Source organism: Hydrogenophaga sp. (genome assembly GCF_018780075.1).
In the GTDB taxonomy this organism is placed as follows: domain Bacteria; phylum Pseudomonadota; class Gammaproteobacteria; order Burkholderiales; family Burkholderiaceae_C; genus Hydrogenophaga.
The window spans coordinates 1-19,687 of record NZ_JADMKB010000108.1; the positions used below are offsets into that span (position 1 = coordinate 1).

General features: G+C 69.0%; 20 protein-coding genes. 4 read left to right on the plus strand and 16 right to left on the minus strand.

Annotated elements, in window-relative coordinates:
• The 5 genes from IV088_RS18020 to IV088_RS18040 all read right to left on the minus strand — a co-directional run.
• Positions 1-316: glutamate--tRNA ligase family protein (locus tag IV088_RS18020; protein WP_291105067.1), on the minus strand; the 316-nt coding region annotated here is incomplete at its 3' end.
• 23 nt (positions 317-339) lie between these two features.
• Complete coding sequence (locus IV088_RS18025; RefSeq protein WP_291105069.1) at positions 340-1,422, minus strand: glycoside hydrolase family 19 protein; 1,083 nt, start codon at positions 1,420-1,422, stop codon at positions 340-342.
• Positions 1,419-2,051: a hypothetical protein gene (locus IV088_RS18030; RefSeq protein ID WP_291105071.1), complete on the minus strand. Its 633-nt coding sequence runs from the start codon at positions 2,049-2,051 to the stop codon at positions 1,419-1,421. Before IV088_RS18030 ends, IV088_RS18025 begins: the two co-directional genes overlap by 4 nt.
• Positions 2,052-2,163: 112 nt before the next feature.
• A complete protein-coding gene (gene yjjJ / locus IV088_RS18035) occupies positions 2,164-3,489 on the minus strand; it encodes a type II toxin-antitoxin system HipA family toxin YjjJ (protein WP_291105073.1) in 1,326 nt (441 codons plus the stop codon).
• Positions 3,490-3,599: 110 nt separating this feature from the next.
• Positions 3,600-4,556, minus strand: coding sequence for a glutaminase (locus tag IV088_RS18040; protein ID WP_291105075.1), 957 nt, complete (start codon positions 4,554-4,556; stop codon positions 3,600-3,602).
• 241 nt (positions 4,557-4,797) lie between these two features.
• Here IV088_RS18040 and IV088_RS18045 point away from each other — a divergent pair, with 241 nt between their 5' ends.
• Positions 4,798-5,175 carry a hypothetical protein gene (locus tag IV088_RS18045; protein WP_291105078.1) on the plus strand — a complete coding sequence of 126 codons (378 nt, stop codon included), beginning with the start codon at positions 4,798-4,800 and terminating at the stop codon, positions 5,173-5,175.
• A 25-nt stretch (positions 5,176-5,200) separates the two neighbouring features.
• Here IV088_RS18045 and IV088_RS18050 read toward each other — a convergent pair whose 3' ends face one another.
• The 3 genes from IV088_RS18050 to IV088_RS18060 are packed head-to-tail and all read right to left on the minus strand — an operon-like array spanning position 5,201 to position 8,185.
• A complete protein-coding gene (locus IV088_RS18050; protein ID WP_291105080.1) occupies positions 5,201-7,006 on the minus strand; it encodes a monovalent cation:proton antiporter-2 (CPA2) family protein in 1,806 nt (601 codons plus the stop codon).
• Positions 7,003-7,560: an NAD(P)H-dependent oxidoreductase gene (locus IV088_RS18055; protein WP_291105082.1), complete on the minus strand. Its 558-nt coding sequence runs from the start codon at positions 7,558-7,560 to the stop codon at positions 7,003-7,005. Before IV088_RS18055 ends, IV088_RS18050 begins: the two co-directional genes overlap by 4 nt.
• Before the next feature lie 40 nt (positions 7,561-7,600).
• Positions 7,601-8,185, minus strand: a complete 585-nt coding sequence (locus tag IV088_RS18060) for a DUF924 family protein (protein WP_291105085.1) — start codon at positions 8,183-8,185, stop codon at positions 7,601-7,603.
• 167 nt (positions 8,186-8,352) lie between these two features.
• Between IV088_RS18060 and IV088_RS18065 the strand changes: the two genes are divergently transcribed.
• Complete coding sequence (locus IV088_RS18065) at positions 8,353-8,826, plus strand: hypothetical protein (RefSeq protein ID WP_291105088.1); 474 nt, start codon at positions 8,353-8,355, stop codon at positions 8,824-8,826.
• A 38-nt stretch (positions 8,827-8,864) separates the two neighbouring features.
• Here the strand turns inward: IV088_RS18065 and hutG are convergent, their stop codons facing one another.
• From hutG to IV088_RS18095, 6 genes are read right to left on the minus strand one after another with little or no spacing between them, the layout of a single operon-like run.
• Positions 8,865-9,800: a formimidoylglutamase gene (hutG, locus tag IV088_RS18070; RefSeq protein WP_291105090.1), complete on the minus strand. Its 936-nt coding sequence runs from the start codon at positions 9,798-9,800 to the stop codon at positions 8,865-8,867.
• Entirely contained in the window at positions 9,797-11,014 is a 1,218-nt protein-coding gene (hutI, locus tag IV088_RS18075) for an imidazolonepropionase (RefSeq protein ID WP_291105092.1), read from the minus strand. Before hutI ends, hutG begins: the two co-directional genes overlap by 4 nt.
• Positions 11,011-11,595: a HutD family protein gene (locus IV088_RS18080; RefSeq protein ID WP_291105094.1), complete on the minus strand. Its 585-nt coding sequence runs from the start codon at positions 11,593-11,595 to the stop codon at positions 11,011-11,013. Before IV088_RS18080 ends, hutI begins: the two co-directional genes overlap by 4 nt.
• Before the next feature lie 7 nt (positions 11,596-11,602).
• The gene (hutH, locus tag IV088_RS18085; RefSeq protein WP_291105097.1) at positions 11,603-13,144 is read right to left on the minus strand and encodes a histidine ammonia-lyase; all 1,542 of its coding nucleotides are present in this window, start codon (positions 13,142-13,144) and stop codon (positions 11,603-11,605) included.
• Positions 13,145-13,168: 24 nt separating this feature from the next.
• Positions 13,169-14,866: a urocanate hydratase gene (gene hutU / locus IV088_RS18090; protein WP_291105099.1), complete on the minus strand. Its 1,698-nt coding sequence runs from the start codon at positions 14,864-14,866 to the stop codon at positions 13,169-13,171.
• Between the two features lie 46 nt (positions 14,867-14,912).
• The gene (locus IV088_RS18095) at positions 14,913-16,244 is read right to left on the minus strand and encodes a YjiH family protein (RefSeq protein ID WP_291105101.1); all 1,332 of its coding nucleotides are present in this window, start codon (positions 16,242-16,244) and stop codon (positions 14,913-14,915) included.
• 140 nt (positions 16,245-16,384) lie between these two features.
• Here IV088_RS18095 and hutC point away from each other — a divergent pair, with 140 nt between their 5' ends.
• Positions 16,385-17,116, plus strand: coding sequence for a histidine utilization repressor (gene hutC / locus IV088_RS18100; RefSeq protein WP_291105103.1), 732 nt, complete (start codon positions 16,385-16,387; stop codon positions 17,114-17,116).
• On the opposite strand, the gene IV088_RS18105 is transcribed toward hutC, so the two are convergent.
• Positions 17,113-17,898, minus strand: coding sequence for an MBL fold metallo-hydrolase (locus IV088_RS18105; protein ID WP_291105106.1), 786 nt, complete (start codon positions 17,896-17,898; stop codon positions 17,113-17,115). The two genes, hutC and IV088_RS18105, sit on opposite strands and share 4 nt — an antisense overlap.
• Before the next feature lie 123 nt (positions 17,899-18,021).
• Here IV088_RS18105 and IV088_RS18110 point away from each other — a divergent pair, with 123 nt between their 5' ends.
• A complete protein-coding gene (locus IV088_RS18110; protein ID WP_291105108.1) occupies positions 18,022-19,032 on the plus strand; it encodes a GlxA family transcriptional regulator in 1,011 nt (336 codons plus the stop codon).
• Here the strand turns inward: IV088_RS18110 and IV088_RS18115 are convergent.
• Positions 19,019-19,687: LytTR family DNA-binding domain-containing protein (locus IV088_RS18115; protein WP_291105110.1), on the minus strand; the 669-nt coding region annotated here is incomplete at its 5' end. The genes IV088_RS18110 and IV088_RS18115 overlap by 14 nt on opposite strands.

Consider the following 19,687-nt stretch of genomic DNA (forward strand, 5'->3'; position numbering starts at 1 on the left):
CAAAGCGCAGGTGGCACACGCCGCCGTAGTCGCGCGCCAGGCCGAAGTTCAGGCAGATGCTCTTGGCGTGGCCGATGTGGAGGTAGCCGTTGGGCTCGGGCGGGAAGCGGGTGCGGATCTTGGCCGGGTCGGGCTGGCCGGCGGCGTGGTGCGCGGCGTCACCGGGGGTGCCGGCCCAGCGGCGCTGGGTGTAGGTGCCTTTGTCCAGATCGTTTTCGATGATCTGGCGCAGGAAGTTGCTGACCTTGTGCTCGCCTTCGGCGGCGGGCGCGTTGGCGTTGTTTTTAGGGGCGTTGGAGGGGGTGTTGGAACTCATTCGCCCATTCTAGGGCGGCGGGCTCAGCGGGCGAGGGCGGGCTCCGGCGTGCGGGCCAGCTCAGGCGCCGCTGGCGTGGCGCTCCTGACCGGCGCATGGTCCGCTTGAACCATGCGGGTGACCGACTGGTTGATGTCGGTGTTGGCTGCCGCCTTGGCGTCGATCTGGCTTTCCCGGAGCGGCTCGCCTTTGGCCTGCTGCGCAAACTGAATCTGTCCATCGACCACCTTGAGGTGGGTGATGTTCGTCATGCCATGCTCGCGGGCTTGCTGGGCGATGGCGAAGACGGTGTTGTCCATGCCCCGGTCCCAGGGGAGCTTGTGCTTGTCTGCAAGCGACCTGACCTGTCGCTCGCTGTCCCTCAGCAGCTCCTGGCTGGTGGCGTTCACCTGGGACAGCGCTTCGGGGTGCCGGTAGAGCGCGTCCTGCAGATAGCCTTTGTCGAGGGCGGCGGTCCAGGCGGTGGCGTTGGCTTGACGGTCTTCGAGGCCTTTGACGGCTCTCCCGATCCTGCCGGTGTTGATGATCGAGCCAGCGTCGGTGACGCTGGCTCGATCGCTGGTTTTGGGCTGGACTTCGTCTTTCCAGTATTGAACTGCCAGCTTCTCGGCATTGACCGCGTTCGCTGCAAGCGCGGGCTGGTTGACCAAATCCAGCTTCGTGGCTTTGCCGTAATCGGTGTAGTTGCCTCTTCCGGTCAACTGGATATAGCCACGGCCTCGGTACTCGTAGCCATCATCTGGTTCGGTATTCCCGAGGGCCGTCTCCCCCCATTCGCCGCCATAAATCTTGTTGGCTATGGCCTGGTGTCGCTGTTGACGGTCTTCGATGGCCGCAAGCTCCCCCGCTTCTTTCTCGGTCAACCCATTGCGGGGCGGTACCTTGCCTCCACCTTTGAAGGTGTCCCACAGGACGGAGCCCCGGTAGTTCAGGTTCTCCTCAAGGCGAGCGAAGTTCTGGCTCTCGTGCTGGGTCTGCCCCATGAAGTTGGCGAGCTCTTTGGCATCGGTGATGCCGCTGCGGTAGGCTGTCACCAACAGGGACTCGGCTCTTGCGCGCTGCTGGGCCGTGGCGAGCCCCGGAACGCCGGGGTCGTTGGCGCTCATGGTTGTTTGGCCTTGGCTTTTTCGGCTTCACTTCGCTCCCGCTCTTTGTCCTTCCAAGCTGAATCGTGCGTCACCCCCGCGGCAAAGTAGTTGTCGAACTCCAGCACACGGGCGCATGCGCGTTTCTTGTCTTTTTGGTTGATGGACCAGCCTTCTGGCAGATTCTCCGGCGTCCAGTTGCCGGCCCCTAGCGGATCGGATACATCCTGTTCTGAGAAGAAGAAGAACTCCCCCTTTTCGGACGTGACAAACAGGTATGGAACGACGTGGGCGGATACGCCTTTGTAGAAGTGTTGTTTGTAGTCGTAGGGATTGGGGGGGTAGCTGTACTGCACCACCCCTACCGGTGTACCGACGACCAAGTAGGCATAGCCCGGGTTGTCCTTGGGTAGGCCTTTGTACGTTGCGAGGCCCTGCGACGCGCACATGGACAACAGCCGGTGATCGTGCAGCTCGCAGGAGAAACGGACCGATTCTTGCGGTTTGCAGTTGTGTGTGATTTGAGCCGAGCGGTTGGTGGGCAGGGAGGCGGTCGGGCCTGTGGCACAAGCGCTCAATGAGATCGCGGTGAGGGTGCCCAGCAGCACCGCTGCTGCCTTGAAGTTGCGAAAGCGCAGTGAATTGTTCATGTTGGTTTGCATCCGCCGATGTGCTCAGGCGGTTTGTGTGACAGGTGGCCGCATTGTGCCGTTTGCGAGTTGCCGGGCAATCCCGCAAACGGGGTAGCGCAGTGCCGCTGAATCAGAGTGTTTCGACCACGGCCTGGTTGCCCTGGGCGATGGCGCGAAACCCGGCGCTGATGCGTTCGTCTGACGCGGCGGCCCGCCAGAAGCGCGTGGCCAGTTCGCGCGCGCGCGGCCACACGGCGAGCGTGTGCACGCTGGGCCTGGGTGGGCTGGCGGCGAAGTCGCGGGGGACGATCTCGCCGGCCACGGGCGCGTAGAGCATGGGCAGCATGTCGTAGGCGGGCGCGAGCTGCCAGCTGTTGGCCTGCAGCAGCAGGGAGATGTTGCCGTGGTGGCGGTCGGTGTTGGCGATGAGGGCGCCGTAGGCGTCGAGCAGGCAGAGGGTGTCGACGTCGGCGGGGGTGAGGCGGTCGGCGCCGGCCATGTCCACGCGCTGCGCGGTGTCGACCCAGTTGGTGCCCTGGCCGATGTACTGGCGGTCGTACACATCGAGCGAGACCATGCCCACGCGCCCCTGCAACGTGCGGTCGAAACGGCGGCTCTGCAGGAAGACGCGGCCGGCGGCGAGCACGAGCTCGGTGGGCGCGGCGGCCACGCCGGCCTCGGCCAGGGTGTGCAAGGCCAGGGCTTCGCAAATCAACAGATCGCGCCAGCGCTGGTCGGCCGGGGCGTCGCCCGCAGGTGAAAACTTCACCAGCACCGGGTGGCCGTCGCGCAGGGCGCTGAACTTGGGCTGCTCGCCGCCCGCGCTGGAGCCGGCGTGGCTGCTGCCCAGGGCTTCGAGCGCGAGTCGCGGGTAGTCGGCTTCAGCGTCGCCCACCGACGGTGCGGCGCCGCGGCGCGCCAGAAAGCGGTCGAAGGCCGGTGTGCCGACCAGCAGGTTGCCCGGCAGGTCGTCGCCCGCGTTGACCAGTGCTTTCAAGATGTGGTCGTCGCTCCAGTGCTGCAGCGTGGCGGGCAGTTGCAGCGCGGGGTGGGCCTGCGCGAAGCCCCGGCCGAGAAAGCCCTGGGGCCGCATGTCGTAGATGAACCAGGGCAGGCTGTCGTGAAAGGCGCTGCGGCCGTGCGCCTCGTCCATCCAGAAGCCGCCGCCGGCCAGCGGGAACAGCGTGCCGAAAGGGCGCACGCTGCCGTCGGCCAGCACCTCGTGCACCGGCACGCGGCGGCCCACGCCGTCCACCTCGCGCGGCAGCAGGTAGCGCTGCGCCCGCGCCGCGCCAACCTTGACCACCTGGCCGGTGGCGGCGAGGGCGTTGAGCGCGCGGGAGACGGTGGCCTGGCTCACGCCCAGGCGCTCTTGCAGCTGCGGGCTGCTGGCGTGGCCGCCGAGCTGGCGCAGGGCGGTGAGCAGGGACTCACTCAGGGTTGGAGTGGTGGGCATGAATAGATTTTTGAATAGATAAATTGTCGCCATGGTGGCACAAAAATCCATTCACATCAAAGGCTTTGTCCTGCCCTCCGATGGGCAGGAGCCGCCAACCTGAATGCTTTTCAGAGCGTGGTGTGGCCCCAGCCGGTGAGCTGCACCAGCCGCTCCAGCGCAAACGCGCCGAGCACCGAGTTGCCTTTGGCGTCGAGCTCGGGCGACCACACGGCCACCGTGCCCACGCCGGGCACCACCGCCACGATGCCGCCGCCCACGCCGGTTTTCACCGGCAGGCCGATGCGGTAGGCGAAATCGCCTGCAGCGTCGTAGGCGCCGCAGGTGAGCAGCAGGGCGTTGACGCGGCGGGTGTCGTCGGCGCTCAGGAACTGCTCGTCCGCTTCGCCCCGGCGGCCGAGGTCTCGCCCGCCGTTGGCGAGGAACATCGTGGCCTGCGCGAGCTGGGCGCAGCTCATTTCGGTGGCGCACTGGCGGCAGTAGTTGTCGAGCACCAGCTCGGGCTCGTTGCGGAAGTTGCCGTGGCTCTTCATGAAATAGGCCATGGCCATGTTGCGGTGCGCGGTGTCGCGTTCGCTCTGGGCGATGCGGGCGTTCCAGTAGAGCGCGGGGTCGTCCACCAGGCGGCGCAGGGCGCCGAGCAGGGCGTAGTCAAGGTGGGCGTAGCGGCTGGTGAGGATGTCGGTGATCACCAGCGCCCCGGCGTTGATGAAGGGGTTGCGCGGGATGCCGTTTTCCGTCTCCAACTGCACGATGGAGTTGAACGCCGCGCCCGAAGGCTCGCGCCCCACGCGCTTCCACAGGTCGTCGCCCACCAGCTTGAGCGCGAGCACGAAGGTGAAGAGTTTGGTGATGCTCTGCAGCGAAAAGGCCTTGTGCGCGTCGCCCACGGTGTGGCTCTCGCCGTTGCACAGCGCCACCGCCATGCCGAACTGGCGCGGCGCCACCTCGCCGAGCGCGGGGATGTAGTCGGCCACACGGCCCTGGCCATACAGGGCCTGGGCTTCGGTGTGGATCTGTTCCAGCAGGGCGGGCAGGGTGGGATGGGGCGGCGGCGTGGCGGTCATGGCGCATTCTAGGAAGCGCGGGGGCCACGGTATGCCGTGCCTGGCGGGCGGGATGCAGCGAGCGCATGAAGGCGGGAAAAGCAGGGTATCCCCCAGCGGTGCGGGGCCGCCCCTGCGTGCGAAAAGCCGCGCCGCCCGGCGCCGCAACCGACGAGGGGCATGCAAAGGGGGTGTCAGCGGCGGCCGGTTTCCGCTATTGTCACCATTGGTTTCAAAGCTGAACAAAGGAGGTTGCGTGGCCATGGAAAAGGACAATCCGGACACCTTCGTGATGGAAGGTCAGTCGGAGTGGGAGGTCACGCACGTGGACGACGTGTTCCTGCCCTCGGTGCAAGTGCAGCTGGGCTGGAGCGACGTGGAGGCGGCGGTGGCGCAGGGCGCGATCGTGCCCACGCAGGCGCACGCGCTCTGGGCCACCTGGGCGGCGCCGGGCAGCCCGCTGCGGCGCGGCGCCGACGTGGTTGAAACGGGGTTTCAGCCCACCGTGGACGAGGCCCCGTGGGTGGCCGACCCGCTGGAGGATGGCGAACCCGAGGGCCGCGGCAAACTGATGCTGGCCGTGGCCTTGCTGCTGGCGGCGGCGGTGGGCGCGGGGCTGATGTACCTGCTGGGCCGCTGATTCAACGGCCCCTGGGGGCTCCCCCTCAATCGGGCTGGCCCCAGCCCCTTGCCGGCGCGTGCTGGCGCTGGCGTTGCAGGTCTGCCTGCATCTGCCGCTCAAACTCTTCCCTCGCTTCGCGCAGGCGCTTGACGTAATCGTCGCCGTCGCCCTCGTGGCGGATGGTGCGCGTGGCCTTCACCATGCTCTCGGAATGGCGGCGGAAATCGTCGGCCAGCTGGCGCGCGTGGAAGCGGTCGAAGCCGAGCAGCTCCAGCGTGGCGCGGGCGCTGCGCAACGAGCTCTCCAGCAGCTCGCGCTGCACGTGGTGCACCTTGGCGTCGGCCAGGTGCTGGGCGTGCACCGAGTCGTAGGCCCGGGCCACGATGGGCAGGCCGGGGTGGGCCGTCTGCAGCTCGTGGACCAGGCGCGTGACCTGCTCCGCGTCGTCGATGGCGATCACCACCGCGCGCGCTTGGGCCACGCCGGCCGCGTGCAGCAGGTCGGGCTGGGTGGCGTCGCCGAAATAGACCTTGTAGCCAAAGCGCCGCGCCGAATCGACCGTGTCGGCGTCGTGGTCGATCACGGTCGGACGGATGCCCGCGCTGAGCAGCGTGCGCGCGACGATCTGACCGTAGCGGCCGAAGCCGGCGAGCAGCACCGGCGCCTCGGGTTCGTCGATGGTGTCGGCCAGGCGGCTGCTGGCCTCGGGGCGGCTGTAGCGGTCGAAGGCGATCAGCAGCAGCGGTGTGCTCACCATCGAGAGCGCGGCGATCAGCGTGAGCAGGTCGGCGTCGGCGGCGGGCAGCACGGTCGAGGCCTTGGCCGCCGCGAGCACCACGAACGCGAACTCCCCCACCTGCGACAGCAGCACCGCCAGCAACGATCGCTGCGAGCCCGCGAGCTTCACCACGCGGCCTAGCAGCCACAGCCCCAGCGCCTTGAGCGCGACGATCACCACCAGGCCCACGATCACCTGCACCGGCGCGGAGAGCAGCAGGCCGAGCTGCATGCTCATGCCGACCGCGATGAAGAACAGGCCGAGCAGCAGGCCCTTGAACGGCAGGATGTCGTTTTCCAGCGCGTGGCGGTACTCCGAGCTGGCCAGCAGCACGCCGGCCAGGAAGGCGCCCAGGCCCATCGACAGGCCCACGTACTCCATCAGCGCTGCCACGCCCAGCACCAGCAGCAGCGCGAAGCCGGTGAACAGCTCGCGCACGTCGATGCGCGCGATGTATCGCATCAGCGGGTAGGCCACAAACCGGCCGAACACCACCACGCCGACCACCGCGGCGATCTGCAGCCACACCCCGCCGCTGTGGGCCCCGTGGGTCGGCTCGGCGGCGGGAGCGGCGCTGCCGAGCACGGCGGCCAGAGCCAGCAGCGGGATCGCGGCGATGTCCTGGAACAGCAGCATGGCGAAGCCGCTCTGGCCCACCGGGCGCGACATCAGGTTGCGTTCCTGCAGGATGGCGACGGCAATGGCCGTGGACGAGAGCGCCATCGCCAGCGAGCCGACCAGCGCCGCCTGCCAGGTCCAGCCCACCAGCAGGCCGACGGGGAACAGCAGCGCGGCGCACAGCAGCATCTGCAGCGCACCACCGCCGAACACCGCGCCGCGCATGGCCCACAGGCGTTGCGGCTCCAGCTCCAGCCCGATGACGAACAGCATCAGCACCACGCCGAGTTCGGACACGTGCAGGATGGCGGTCGGGTCGTTCACCACGCCCAGGCCGACCGGCCCGATCACCACGCCGGCCACGAGGTAGCCCAGCACCGAGCCCAGCCCGGCACGCACCGCCAGCGGCACGAACACCAGCGCGGCCAGCAGAAAAAGAATGGCCTGGGTCATGCGGCGGCTCCCGCGGTGGTGATGTCGGCCAGGTGCTGTTCGAGCCGCTGTTGCAGACCGCCGCAGCAGGCGCTCACCTGCACCACCGTGTTGGCGTGGCCGCCGTGCACCACGTAGGGCGGCAGCCAGTGCATGCCGCAGAAGCGGGCGGTGTTTTCAATGGGCGGCAGGAAATCGGCGAAGGGGCGGCCGTGGCTGCCGCCGGGCGCGTATTCGCTGGTGGTGGCGCCCGCGCTGGTGACCCACCAGGCGGTTTTGCCGCGCAGGGCCTCGCCGCCCGGCCCGTAGGCCCAACCGTAGGCGAGCACCTGGTCAAACCAGTGTTTCATCAGCGCGGGCACGCTGTACCAGTGCACCGGCGTGAGCCAGACCACGAGGTCGGCGGCGAGCAGGGCGCGCTGCTCGGCGGCGACGTCGATGTCGAAATCGGGGTAGAGGTCGTAGAGCGGGCGCACGCTCGTGTCGGGCTGCGCCTCGAACACCTGGCGCATGGCGCCGGTGATGAGCGAGCTGCCCGGGCGCGGGTGGGCGTGGATGACCAGGGTGTGGGGCATGGGCGGTCGGCGGAGGGTGGCCTGGGGAGCCGCGACCTTATCACTGGCCGAAGCGCGGGCCGTCTTTCAGGAAGGCGTCTTCTTCCGGCGTGTTGGCTCGGCCGAGGGCGGCGTTGCGGTGCGGAAACCGGCCGAAGCGCTGGACGATGTCGCTGTGTTGCTCGGCAAAGCGCAGGTTGCCCGCGAGCGTGGCCTGCAGCTCGGGCGGGCTGGTTCTGTGCAGGGTCTGGAAACGCAGCACGCACTCGTCCTGCAGCGCCGGGCTCTCGGCGTGCATCAGCGGCATGTAGAGAAACACCCGGGCCACCCGGGGCAGGTCTTCGTTTTGCCCCCGCGCCAGGGTGTGCATCACCAGGCGCTGCGCCCGCCCGTCGCCCGCGAAGGCGCGCGGCTGGCCCCGGTGCACGTTGCGGGTGAACTGGTCGAGCAGCAGCACCAGCGCCAGGCGCTCATGGACCTGCTGCTCCCAGTCGACCAGCCCGCCGTCGAGGGCCTGCTCCACCAGCGCCCCGAAGCGCTCGCGGATCAGGGTGTCTTGCTCGGCACCGCCGCCGAACCAGAGGGCGCTGCGGTTGTCGGACGGCCAGTCCCGGGCCATGCTGTCGCCGAACCAGAAATCAAGCACGTCCTGGGGACCCGGGGAGGAGGATGGGGGCGGGGTCGCGGAAAGGGGCATGGGCGCTGTTACCAAAAGCTACGAGTTTGACCGTGCGTGAGGTACAGGTTACCGGGAATGTGTTTTTAATCTCCCCATGGCGCCTCAATCCCAGCGCCACAACAAGGAGAACCACGATGACAACCCTTCTTCCCAGCTTCTCGCGCACGTCGCCCCTGGCCCGCAGCCTGGCCCTGGTGAGCTTGGCAGCGGGTGCCTGGGCGCTGACGGCCGGCATGAGCCAGGCGCACGCCCGTGACGTGTTCTGGTCGGTCGGCGTGAACGGCCCCGGCGTGACGATCGGCGCCTCCAACGCACCGGTGGTGGTGCACCAGCCGCCAGCGTATTACTACCAGCCGCCGGTGGTGGTGCACCAGCCCCCGCCGGTGTACTACCGTCCCCGCCCGGTGGTGATCCAGCAGCCGCCGGCTTACTACTACCCGCAACCGGTGGTCGTGCAGAGCGGCTATGCCTACCCGCCGCGCTGGCGCGAGCACCCGGGGCGCGGCCACGGCCGCTGGGACCACCGTCACGATCGGGACGACCGTTACAACCGTTATGACCGCGACGACGATGACAACCGCCGTGGCCACGGACGCGGTCGCGACTGACCCCCTGAAAGCAACTTGGACCGTGCCGCCCGCCGCCTTCAGCGGCGGCCGCGCGCGATCCGCGCCGCCAGCCGCGCGGCCACCCGGGCGGTCAGCCCGTCCCGGTCCTGGCCGGGGTTGAGTTCGGCGATGTCGGCGGCCGCCACACGGCCGGTGGCCATCACCTGATCGATCAGCGATTCCACATGGGCCAGCGGCACGCCCAGCGGCGCCGGGGCGGAGACGCCGGGCGCCTGCCCACCGGGCAAGACATCCAGACACACCGTCAAATACACCGCGTCGCAGCTGGCCAGATCGACGGCCAGCGTGTCCCGCACGGCCGCGAGCCCTTCGGTCGACTGCAGCGATTCGTCCAGCGCGTACCGCACACCCAGCTGGTCGGCCCGCTCAAACAGGGCCTGTGTGTTGGCGAAGCGGCTGATGCCCAGCACCCGGTAGTTGAAAGCTTGCCCCACGGCTTCGCAGCGCTCGGCGATCTGCCGGAACGGCGTGCCCGAGTTGCCCTGGGCGGCGGTGCGCAGGTCGAAATGCGCATCGAGGTTGATGATCAACAGGCGCTGGTGCCGCCCGGCCTTTTCCAGGCCCTGGAAAGTGCCCCAGGCGACCTCGTGCCCGCCCCCCAGCACCAGCGGCAGGCTGCCTCGCCCGATGGCCTCGGCCACCTGGCTGCCGAGTTGCGCCTGGGCGGCGTCGAGCGCGCCGCCGTCGCAGAGCACATCGCCCGCGTCCCACAGCGCGGGCTCGCCCAGCACCGGCAGGTTGGCCAGCGCCGAGCGCAGCGCCCTCGGCCCCTCGGCGGCGCCGGGGCGCCCGCCGTTGCGGCGCACGCCTTCATCGACCGCAAAGCCGATCAGCGTGACGCCGCCCTGGCCGCTGGCCTCGGCGGGGCGCACGCGCTGGTGCCAGCGGGTGCTGTCGCCGGGTTCTTCGTTGTCGATGCGGCCGCGCCATTCAAAGGTGTCGGTGGGGTTCATGTGCGCTCCAGTCCCGCCGCGATCACGCGTCGGCAGGGGTTGCGGCCAAACCAGTAGGCCAGTTCGTTCGGGTGGTCCAGGTCCCAGGCCACGAAGTCGGCGCGCTGGCCGGCCGTGAGCTGGCCGCGGTCGTGCAGACCCAGCGCGCGCGCGGCGTGCAGCGTGATGCCCTGCACCGCTTCGAGCGGCGTGAGGCGGAACAGCGTGCAGGCCATGCTGGCCATGAGCAGCAGCGACAGGCCTGGCGAGGTGCCGGGGTTGTGGTCGGTGGACACGGCCATGGGCACGCCGGCCGCGCGCAGCGCCGCGATCGGCGGCAGCTTGGTTTCGCGCAGGAAGTAATAGGCGCCCGGCAGCAGCACGGCCACGGTGCCGGCCGCTTTCATGGCCGCGATGCCGTCGTCGCTCAGGTGTTCGAGGTGGTCGCATGAGAGCGCACCGAACGAGGCCGCGAGCGCGGCGCCACCCTGGTCGGACAGTTGTTCGGCGTGCAGCTTGACGGGCAGGCCGAGGGCTTTGGCCGCTTCAAAGACACGGCGGGTTTGTGCGGGGCTGAAGCCGATGTTTTCACAGAAGGCATCGACCGCGTCCACCAGGCCCTGCGCATGCAGCTCGGGCAGCCAGGCGCAGACGGCGTCGATGTAGTGATCGGGCCGGCCCTCGAATTCGGGCGGCAGGGCGTGGGCGCCGAGGAAGGTGGTTTTGACATCCAGGCGCTGTTCGGCACCCAGCCGGCGCGCCACGCGCAGGCAGCGCGCTTCGGCCTCCAGCGAGAGGCCATAGCCCGACTTGATTTCCAGCGTGGTCACGCCCTCGGCCATGAGGCAGCGGGCGCGCTGCGTGGCGCTGGCGAGCAGGGCGTCTTCGCTGGCGGCGCGGGTGGCCGCGACGCTGGAGCGGATGCCGCCGCCCGCGCGCGCGATGGCTTCGTAACTCGCGCCGTTCAGGCGCTGCTCGAACTCGGCCGCGCGCTGGCCGCCGTACACCAGGTGGGTGTGGCAGTCCACCAGCCCGGGCGTGAGCAGCGCACCACCGAGGTCCACTTCTTGAGCGGGCCGGGCATGGGAAGGCAGGGCGCGGTTCGGGCCGACCCAGGTGATCTGGTCGCCGGTGGTGAGCAGGGCGCCATCTTCGATCAGGCCCCAGCCGTCGGCGCCGTGGGTGGGGTCCAGCGTGGCGATGCGGGCGTTGTGCCAGAGGGTGGTGGTGGTCATGGGCTCAGGCCTTCGGGAATGTGGTGCAGCCACCAGCCAGTGGCTGGTGCAGGGATGTCCGGTTCGAAGCGCCAGTCGCCGGGCGGCGGTGCGTCGAACCAGAGCAGGCTGAGGGCTGGCAGGGCGCGCTGCTGATCGCCGCTGGACCAACGGCCGGCCACGAGTGCGAACAGGCCGGCCTGGGCACCGGCGGGGGCTGCCCACGCGGCGTCGGGCGACACGTCGGCCATGCTGCCCGCACCGCCGCGAACCATGAGGTTGAGGTCGCGCACCGGGCCGCTGGTCAGCCGGCAGCCGGGCGCCGCAGCGCCGTCAAACGCCAGCGGCGCATCGCCGGGGCGCAGCGTCAGCGGGTGGTCGGCGAAGTCCAGCGTCACACCGTCGCCCGACAACAGCGTGAACCAGCGCCGCACGCCGGGGAAGGCCGAGAACGGCCCGTCGGCGGCGATGTCGGCCACGCTGATGCGCAACCGCCAGTCCGTTGGGTCGGGCCAGGCCAGCAGCTCGCGCGTGACACCACCGCCGTTGCGCCACGGTGTGGCCGGGGCGCTGTCGACGGTGATGTTGCGCGCGGTGGTCATGGTGCGTTCAGTGCGACCACACCGACGCGAACAGGTCTTGGTGCGCCGCACCGGCCGCACCCTCCAGCACCAGCCGGCGGGCGGCTTCGATGTCGGGCGCGAACAGGCGGTCCTTGTCGTAGAACGCCACGCTGGAACGCAGCGTGGCGTGCGCTTGAGCCAGGCGCGGCGAGGTGGCGAGCGGGCGGTGGAAGTCCACGCCCTGCGCGGCGGCCAGCCACTCGATGCCGAGGATGGTGGCGGTGTTGTCGGCCATCTCGGCCAGGCGGCGCCCGGCGTAGGTGGCCATGCTCACGTGGTCTTCCTGGTTGGCGCTGGTGGGCAGGCTGTCGACGCTGGCGGGGTGGGCGTGCGACTTGTTTTCCGAAGCCAGCGCGGCGGCGGTGACGTGGGCGATCATGAAGCCGCTGTTGAGGCCCGGGTTGTCCACCAGGAAGGGCGGCAGGCCCGAGAGCGTGCTGTCGATCAGCAGCGCGATGCGGCGCTCGGAGATGGCGCCGATCTCGGCAATCGCCAGCGCCAGCGTGTCGGCCGCGAAGGCCACCGGCTCGGCGTGGAAGTTGCCGCCCGAGAGCACCTCGTTGGTGTCGGTGAAGACCAGCGGGTTGTCGGTGACGGCGTTGGCTTCGGTCAGCAGGGTGCGCGCGGCGTTGGCGATGAGGTCGCGGCAGGCGCCCATGACCTGCGGCTGGCAGCGCAGGCTGTAAGGGTCCTGCACGCGCTCGTCGTCCACCACGTGCGAGAGGCGGATCTGGCTGCCCGCGAGCAGGGCGCGTGTGGCGGCGGCCACGGCGATCTGGCCGGGCTGGCCGCGCACGGCGTGGATGCGCGGGTCGAACGGCGCGTCGCTGCCCTTGGCCGCGTCGACGCAGAGCGCGCCGATCACGGTGCCGGCTTCGAGCAGGCGCTCGGCCATGAAGAGCCCGTGCAGCGCGAGCGCGGTCGACACCTGGGTGCCGTTGATCAGCGCCAGGCCTTCCTTGGCCGCGAGCGTGAGCGGGGCGATGCCGGCGGTTTTGAGCGCGGCGGCGGCCGGGACGCGCTGGCCACCGACCAGCACATCGCCTTCGCCCATCAGGGCCAGCGTCATGTGCGACAGCGGCGCGAGGTCGCCCGAGGCGCCGACCGAGCCCTTGACCGGGATCAGCGGCGTGATGCCGGCGTTGAGCAGGGCCAGCAGGGTGTCGATCACCACCGGGCGCACACCCGAGTAGCCGCGCGCCAGGCTCGCGGCCTTCATCAGCACCACGAGGCGCACGGTGGCGTCGCTCATGGGTTCGCCGGTGCCGACCGAGTGCGACAGGATCAGGTTGCGCTGCAGCAGTTCCAGCTGATCGTCGGGGATGCGCGTCTTGGCGAGCTTGCCGAAGCCGGTGTTGATGCCGTAGGCCGCATCGCCTTTGTGCACGATGGCGTGGATGGCGGCGGCCGAGGCCGCGATGCCGGCGTGGGCGCTGGCGTCCAGCTGCACCGCGACCGGTTGCTGCCAGACAGTGCGCAGGTCGGCCAGGCTCATCTGGCCGGGTTGCAGGGTGAGGGTGTGGGTCATGTTGTCAATGTCTTGTTGTTGGGCTCAGGCCACCATCGGGAGTTTCAGGCCTTGCTTCTTGGCCGTGGCGATGGCGAGCTCATAGCCCGCATCGGCGTGGCGCATCACGCCCGAGCCGCAGTCGTTCACCAGCACACGCGCCAGGCGTTCGGCGGCGGCGTCGCTGCCGTCGGCCACGATCACCATGCCCGAGTGTTGCGAGTAACCCATGCCCACACCGCCGCCGTGGTGCAGGCTGACCCAGCTCGCGCCGCCGGCGGTGTTGAGCAGGGCGTTGAGCAGCGGCCAGTCGCTCACGGCGTCGGTGCCGTCCTTCATGGCCTCGGTCTCGCGGTTGGGGCTGGCGACCGAGCCGGTGTCGAGGTGGTCACGACCAATGACGATGGGCGCCTTCAGTTCACCTTTGCGAACCATCTCGTTGAAGGCCAGACCAGCGATGTGGCGCTCGCCCAGGCCGAGCCAGCAGATGCGCGCGGGCAGGCCCTGGAAGGCGATGCGTTCACGCGCCATGTCGAGCCAGCGGTGGGTGTGGTGGTTGTTCGGGAACAGTTCCTTGATCTTGGCGTCGGTCTTGTAGATGTCTTCCGGGTCGCCCGAGAGCGCGACCCAGCGGAACGGGCCTTTGCCCTCGCAGAACATGGGGCGGATGTAGGCCGGCACGAAGCCGGGGAAATCAAACGCGTTCTGCACGCCCTGGTCGAACGCGACCTGGCGGATGTTGTTGCCGTAGTCCACGGTGGGAATGCCCATGCTCTGGAAGTCCAGCATGGCCTGCACGTGCACCGCGCAGCCTTGTGCGGCCTCAGCGGTCAGGCGGGCGTGTTGCGCCGGGTCCTTCTGCGCGGCCTTCCATTGCGCCACGCTCCAGCCCACCGGCAGGTAGCCGTTGATGAGGTCGTGCGCCGAGGTCTGGTCGGTCACCAGGTCGGGCTTGATGCCGCCGGCCTGGGCGCGCTTGACCAGCTCGGGCAACACTTCGGCCGCGTTGCCGAGCAGGGCGATGGAGACGGCTTCCCTGGCGGCGGTGTGCTGCTGGATCAGTTCGAGCGCATGGTCGATGTCGCGCGCCTGCTTGTCGACGTAGCGCGTGCGCAGGCGGAAGTCGATGCTGCTCTGCTGGCACTCGATGTTGAGCGAGCAGGCGCCGGCCAGTGTGGCGGCCAGGGGCTGCGCTCCGCCCATGCCGCCGAGGCCGGCGGTAAGGATCCATTTGCCCGACAGGTCATTGTTGTAGTGCTGCTTGCCGGCTTCCACGAACGTTTCAAACGTGCCCTGCACGATGCCCTGGCTGCCGATGTAGATCCAGCTGCCGGCGGTCATCTGGCCGTACATGAACAGGCCCTTGCGGTCGAGTTCGTTGAAGTGTTCCCAGTTGGCCCACTTGGGCACCAGGTTGCTGTTGGCGATCAGCACGCGCGGGGCGTTGCTGTGGGTCTTGAACACGCCGACCGGCTTGCCCGACTGCACCAGCAGGGTTTCGTCGTCGTTCAGGTCTTTCAGCGAGGCGAGGATCTGGTCGAAGCAGGCCCAGTCGCGCGCGGCGCGGCCGATGCCGCCGTAGACCACGAGGTGCTGCGGGTTCTCGGCGACCTCGGGGTCGAGGTTGTTCTGGATCATGCGGTAGGCGGCTTCGGCGATCCAGTTCTTGCAGGTCAGCGTGTTGCCGCGCGGGGCGCGGATGACACGGGTGGGGTCGAGGCGGGGGTCGGTGTTGGTGGTCATGGGAGACTCCTGAAGAAAAGTGGTGCGTATGAGGAAGGGTGTGGGGTCAGGCTATCCAGCCTTGTGCGAGGGCGATGTGGCCGATGCCGGCGGCCATCAGGATGCTCAGCGCGGTGCGCACGAACCAGACGCCGACCATCTGGCGCAGCGAGATCGGGATGCGCGTGGCCAGCACGCAGGGGATCGAGCCGGAGAAGAACAGCACCGAGCTGACCGAGACCACGGCGGCGACGTAGCGCACCACCGGGTCGGCGCCCTTGAGTTGCAGCGCGGGCAGGAACATCTCGGCCAGGCCCGAGGCCAGGGCCTTGCTGGTGGCGACCGGTTCGGCCAGGCCGCCGATCCACACGAAGGGCAGCAGCAACAGGCCCAGCACGTCGAACACCGGGGTGTAGCGCGCCAGCAGCAGGCCGATCAGGCCGACGGCGAGGATGGTGGGGACCACCGCGCTGGCCATGGCGAGGCCGTCGCGCAGGTTGTCGCGCAGCACGCGCCACAGCGGCGGCGCGCCGTTGGCCTGGGCCAGGCCGGCGTCCCAGGCGGCTTGCCAGCGGTTGCGGCCGACGGGCAGGGTGTCGCTCACGCCGCCGGTGTTGTCCATGCGCGAGATCGGTGGCATCCAGGCGGTGATCGCGGTGACGGCGAAGGCGATCACGAAGGTGGACCAGAAGTAGAAGTTCCACGCGTCCATCAGGTTCAGCGTCTTGGCCACGATGATCATGAAGGCGGCCGAGACGGTGGAGAACCCTGTGGCGATGATGGCCGCTTCGCGTGCCGTGTACTTGCCGTCGAGGTAGACGCGGTTGGTGATCAGCAGGCCGACCGAGTAGCTGCCGACGAATGAGGCGACGGCGTCAATCGCGGAGTGGCCCGGCGTGCGCCAGATCGGCCGCATGACCGGCTGCATCAGCACCCCCACCAGCTCCAGCAGACCGAAGCCGACCAGGAAGGCCAGCGCCACCGCGCCCAGCGGCACGATCAGGCCGACGGTGAGCGCGAGCTTGTCGAACAGGAAGGGCAGCATGTCCTTCTGGAACAGCACCGCCGGGCCGGTGCCGGTGAGGTACATCAGCGCCAGCACCAGGCCCGCGACCTTGAGCCCGCTGAACACGGCGGTGGTGGTGCTGGCTCGCCAGCTGCCTTTGACGAAGGGCGCGGCCGCGCCCCAGGCCATGAGCACCAGCACCAGGGCGATCGACAGGCTGCGCTGCTGCTGGGCGAGGTAGGTGGCGGCGTGGTCGAACAGGATGGTGGTCTTGCCGGCGATCTCCAGCGGCAGGAAAAACATCACCAGGCCGATGCTGCTGTAGGCCAGCAGGCGCAGGAAGGCGGCGGTGGGGACGGGCGGGCTGGACGCCGTGGCGGTGCGGGTGTTCATGGGCGGTTTCCTCGGGTCTGTCTCGATGGTATGGCTATACATATCGAAATGGCTGTCTTCGATATGTATATACAACTTTATCTGGCCATAATGACTGCTGTCAATACCACTTCATCGGTTTGCACCCTGGTAGAAACCCTATGAACAACGGTTCCACCCCCCTGCCCACCGCCGCAGACCGCACGCCCGCCTACCTGCGGGTGAAGCAGCATGTGCTGGCGCAGATCCAGAGCGGCATCTGGCAGGAGGGCGACGCGATCCCGGGCGAAGAGGCGCTGGCGCGCACCTTCGGCGTGTCGCGCATGACGGTGAACCGCGCGATCCGCGAGCTGAGCGACGAGCAGATCGTGGAGCGGGTGCAGGGCTCGGGCACCTACGTGGCACAGCAGAAGTACCAGGCCACGCTGGTCGAGATCCGCAACATTGCCGAAGAGATCGCCGCGCGTGGCCACGTGCACCGCAGCGAGTTGCACAAGCTGGAGCGCACCAAGGCCGGCGAGGCGCTGGGGCGGCAGTTCGGGCTGAAGGCCGAGCAGCCGCTGTTCCATTCGGTGGTGGTGCACTTCGAGGACGGCGAGCCGATCCAGGTGGAAGACCGCCATGTCAACCCGACGGTGGCGCCGGACTACCTGCAGATGGACTTCAACAGCCAGACGCCCAACGCCTACCTGATGCGGGTGGCGCCGCTGCAGGGCGTGCGCTTCGTGATCGAAGCCTGCCTCCCGCCGCGCGACGTGGCCGAGATGCTGCACATGGCGCCCGAAGAGCCTTGCCTGGTGTTGCGCCGGCAGACGCATTCGCAGGGACAGGTGGCGTCGGTGGCGGCGATGTGGCACCCAGCGGCGCGGTACCGGTTCACGGGCAGTTTCTAGGCGGCGTCGAAGTCCAGCGTCTCGCCGTCGGCGGGCACGCGCAGGCGTGCGCCCAGCCCGGCGTCGTTGGCCGCCGCGCGCAACTGCAAGCGTGTGACGGGGCAGTGGCTGATGGCTTCGAGGTGGTTGACCACCACGGTGCCTCGTGCCAGGCGGGTAAAGGCCACCACCTGTTCCAGGCCCATGATGATGTCGCCACCCACGTCGAAGCGCGCACCGCCGCCCGGCACCACGCATATCTGGGGCTGCCGCTGCTGCACGAAAGCTTCGATCTCGGGGGTGAGCACGGTGTCGCCTGCCAAGTACAGCGAGGGTTCGCCGGGCAGGGTGATGTGATAGCCCACACCGTGCTCCATGAACCGGCCCACCAGACCGTGGCCGTGGGTGCAGCGTACTGTGCGGATGCCGCCCTTCAAAAATGGCACGCCCTCGGCGTGTCCCTCGGGCAGGGCCTCCACCCGAAGGCCGCGTTGGCGCAGGTACGGTGCATCGTGTGGGGTGCAGATGACGGGAATCCGACGCTCGCGCAGCCAGCGCTTGCCGGCGGTGTCAAGGTGATCGAAGTGGCCCTTCTGGCAGTGCGTGATCAGGCAGTGGGTCACCTGGTCCAGCAGGCCGTCGGCTCCGGCGGGCAGTGCCACCGTTGGGTTGCGCTCGCGCACGCCGTCGAGCAGGCGCAGCGGGGGCAGGGCGCCGCGTGGGGCCAGCATGGGGTCGATCAGCACATGACGATCGCCAAGGTGCAGGATCAGGGTGGCGTTGCGGAGTTGGGTGATGCGCATGGTGGGTTCCTTTGAACAGCGCGCCCATTGTGGAACCGGGTTCCTGATCGTTAACATGGCGGTATCGCCATCTTTGATGGTGATGCCGCCACAGTCCGGTTGCCTGAAAACTCAGCCCTTTCCATGCCGACCACATCTCTTCCCCGCACCCTGCGCATTGCGATCCTGGCCTATCCGGGTTGTGTGGGGGCCGAGGTCTTTGCGGTGGTCGATGTGCTGCGCCTGGCGGGCCATCTGGCACGTGCGCAGCGCACCCCGCCGGCCATGCGGCTGGAGCTGCAGGTGGTGGGGTTGCATGGGCGGCGTGTGACCATGGCGGGTGGGCTGGTGCTGTCGGTCCAACCGCCCGCAGCGGCCATCGATGTGCTGATCGTGCCGGGGCTGGACATTGATCGGCTCGACGACTGGGAGGCGCGGCTGGCGCCGCTGCAGCGGGAACTGGTCTTCATTCGGAAGACCTTTGCCAGTGGCAGCGCGGTGGCGGGTGTGTGCGTGGGCGCTTTCCTGCTGGCGCAGGCGGGGCTGCTTGATGGCCGACGGGCGACCACGGCCTGGCTGTGCGCGCCGCAGCTGGTGCAGCGCTACCCGCAGGTCAGGCTGGTGCCCGACGCGGTGCTGGTGGAGGACGGCGCGGTGCTCACCACCGGGGCGGTGAGTTCGGTGTTCGATCTGAGCCTTCTGTTGGTGCGGCGCTCGCTCGGCGCCCGGGTGGCAGCGGCCACAGCCCGGATGGCCCTGCTGTCCGATGGCCGGACCTCGCAGGCGCCGTATGTGGACGCCAGCCTGCGCCCTCTGCCCATGCCCTCATTTGCCCAGTCGGTGGAGCAGTGGCTCCGGACGCGGTTGGCCGAACCCTACGATCTGGCCCGCCTGGCGCGGGCGTTCCATGTCAGCCCGCGAACCCTGCTGCGCCGGGTGAAGGCTGAAAGCGGGCATCCACCTCTGGTGTTGCTGCAGCAGGCCCGTGTGGAGGAGGCCAAGCGGCTGCTCAGAGAGAGCGGCTGGAGCCTGGCCCGTGTCACAGAGGCGGTCGGTTACGGCGATCTGCCGACCTTCTCGCGCCTGTTCGCCGCCAGGGTGGGGGAAACCCCGGCGCGCTACCGGCGCCGCACCTCGGGCCTCACATTGCCTTGAAACGACCCGCACAGAGCCGGCTCACCGCCAGCCGCTCGGGCCGCCCGCGCAGTGCCAGGCTGAGCTTGCCGGCTTCGTCGCGGTGCACGCTGTGGATGGCGGTGGCGCGCACCACGGTACTCCGATGCACCTGCCAGAACAGGCCGGCGTCCAGCTGGGGAATGAGCTCTTTGAGGGGAGTGCGGATCAACAGCTCTTCGCTGGCGGTCAGCACGCGCACGTATTTGTCGGCGGCCTCGAACACCAGCACCTCGTCGATCGGCACCAACCGGATCTGCTGGCCCACACTGGCCTGGATCACGCGCAGCGGCTCGCTGGGCGTGGCCGCCACCGCAGGCGCGAGCAGGGCGCGCAGCTGGGTCAGCGTGTGTTCCAGCGGCGCGGCCACGTCGGCGGGGCTGCGCTGCGCCAGCACCTGCTGCACGCGCTGCACCGAGCGTGCCAGGCGCTCGGGCTGCACCGGCTTGAGCAGGTAGTCCACCGCCTGCGCCTCAAAAGCCTGCACGGCGTACTGGTCGTAAGCGGTGACGAAGACGATGGCGGGAAACGGGGTGTCGGCGGGCCACTCATCGGCGAGTTCGGCGGCGGCTTCCAGCCCGCTCTGGCCCGGCATGCGGATGTCGAGCCACAGCACGTCGGGCCGCAGCGCCAGCGC

Coding starts and splice junctions, on each gene's coding strand:
- IV088_RS18025 (WP_291105069.1), bottom strand. CDS start 1,422: ATGAGCGCCAACGACCCCGGCGTTCCGGGGCTCGCCACGGCCCAGCAG.
- IV088_RS18030 (WP_291105071.1), bottom strand. CDS start 2,051: ATGAACAATTCACTGCGCTTTCGCAACTTCAAGGCAGCAGCGGTGCTG.
- yjjJ (WP_291105073.1), bottom strand. CDS start 3,489: ATGCCCACCACTCCAACCCTGAGTGAGTCCCTGCTCACCGCCCTGCGC.
- IV088_RS18040 (WP_291105075.1), bottom strand. CDS start 4,556: ATGACCGCCACGCCGCCGCCCCATCCCACCCTGCCCGCCCTGCTGGAA.
- IV088_RS18045 (WP_291105078.1), top strand. CDS start 4,798: ATGGAAAAGGACAATCCGGACACCTTCGTGATGGAAGGTCAGTCGGAG.
- IV088_RS18050 (WP_291105080.1), bottom strand. CDS start 7,006: ATGACCCAGGCCATTCTTTTTCTGCTGGCCGCGCTGGTGTTCGTGCCG.
- IV088_RS18055 (WP_291105082.1), bottom strand. CDS start 7,560: ATGCCCCACACCCTGGTCATCCACGCCCACCCGCGCCCGGGCAGCTCG.
- IV088_RS18065 (WP_291105088.1), top strand. CDS start 8,353: ATGACAACCCTTCTTCCCAGCTTCTCGCGCACGTCGCCCCTGGCCCGC.
- hutG (WP_291105090.1), bottom strand. CDS start 9,800: ATGAACCCCACCGACACCTTTGAATGGCGCGGCCGCATCGACAACGAA.
- hutI (WP_291105092.1), bottom strand. CDS start 11,014: ATGACCACCACCACCCTCTGGCACAACGCCCGCATCGCCACGCTGGAC.
- IV088_RS18080 (WP_291105094.1), bottom strand. CDS start 11,595: ATGACCACCGCGCGCAACATCACCGTCGACAGCGCCCCGGCCACACCG.
- hutH (WP_291105097.1), bottom strand. CDS start 13,144: ATGACCCACACCCTCACCCTGCAACCCGGCCAGATGAGCCTGGCCGAC.
- hutU (WP_291105099.1), bottom strand. CDS start 14,866: ATGACCACCAACACCGACCCCCGCCTCGACCCCACCCGTGTCATCCGC.
- IV088_RS18095 (WP_291105101.1), bottom strand. CDS start 16,244: ATGAACACCCGCACCGCCACGGCGTCCAGCCCGCCCGTCCCCACCGCC.
- hutC (WP_291105103.1), top strand. CDS start 16,385: ATGAACAACGGTTCCACCCCCCTGCCCACCGCCGCAGACCGCACGCCC.
- IV088_RS18105 (WP_291105106.1), bottom strand. CDS start 17,898: ATGCGCATCACCCAACTCCGCAACGCCACCCTGATCCTGCACCTTGGC.
- IV088_RS18110 (WP_291105108.1), top strand. CDS start 18,022: ATGCCGACCACATCTCTTCCCCGCACCCTGCGCATTGCGATCCTGGCC.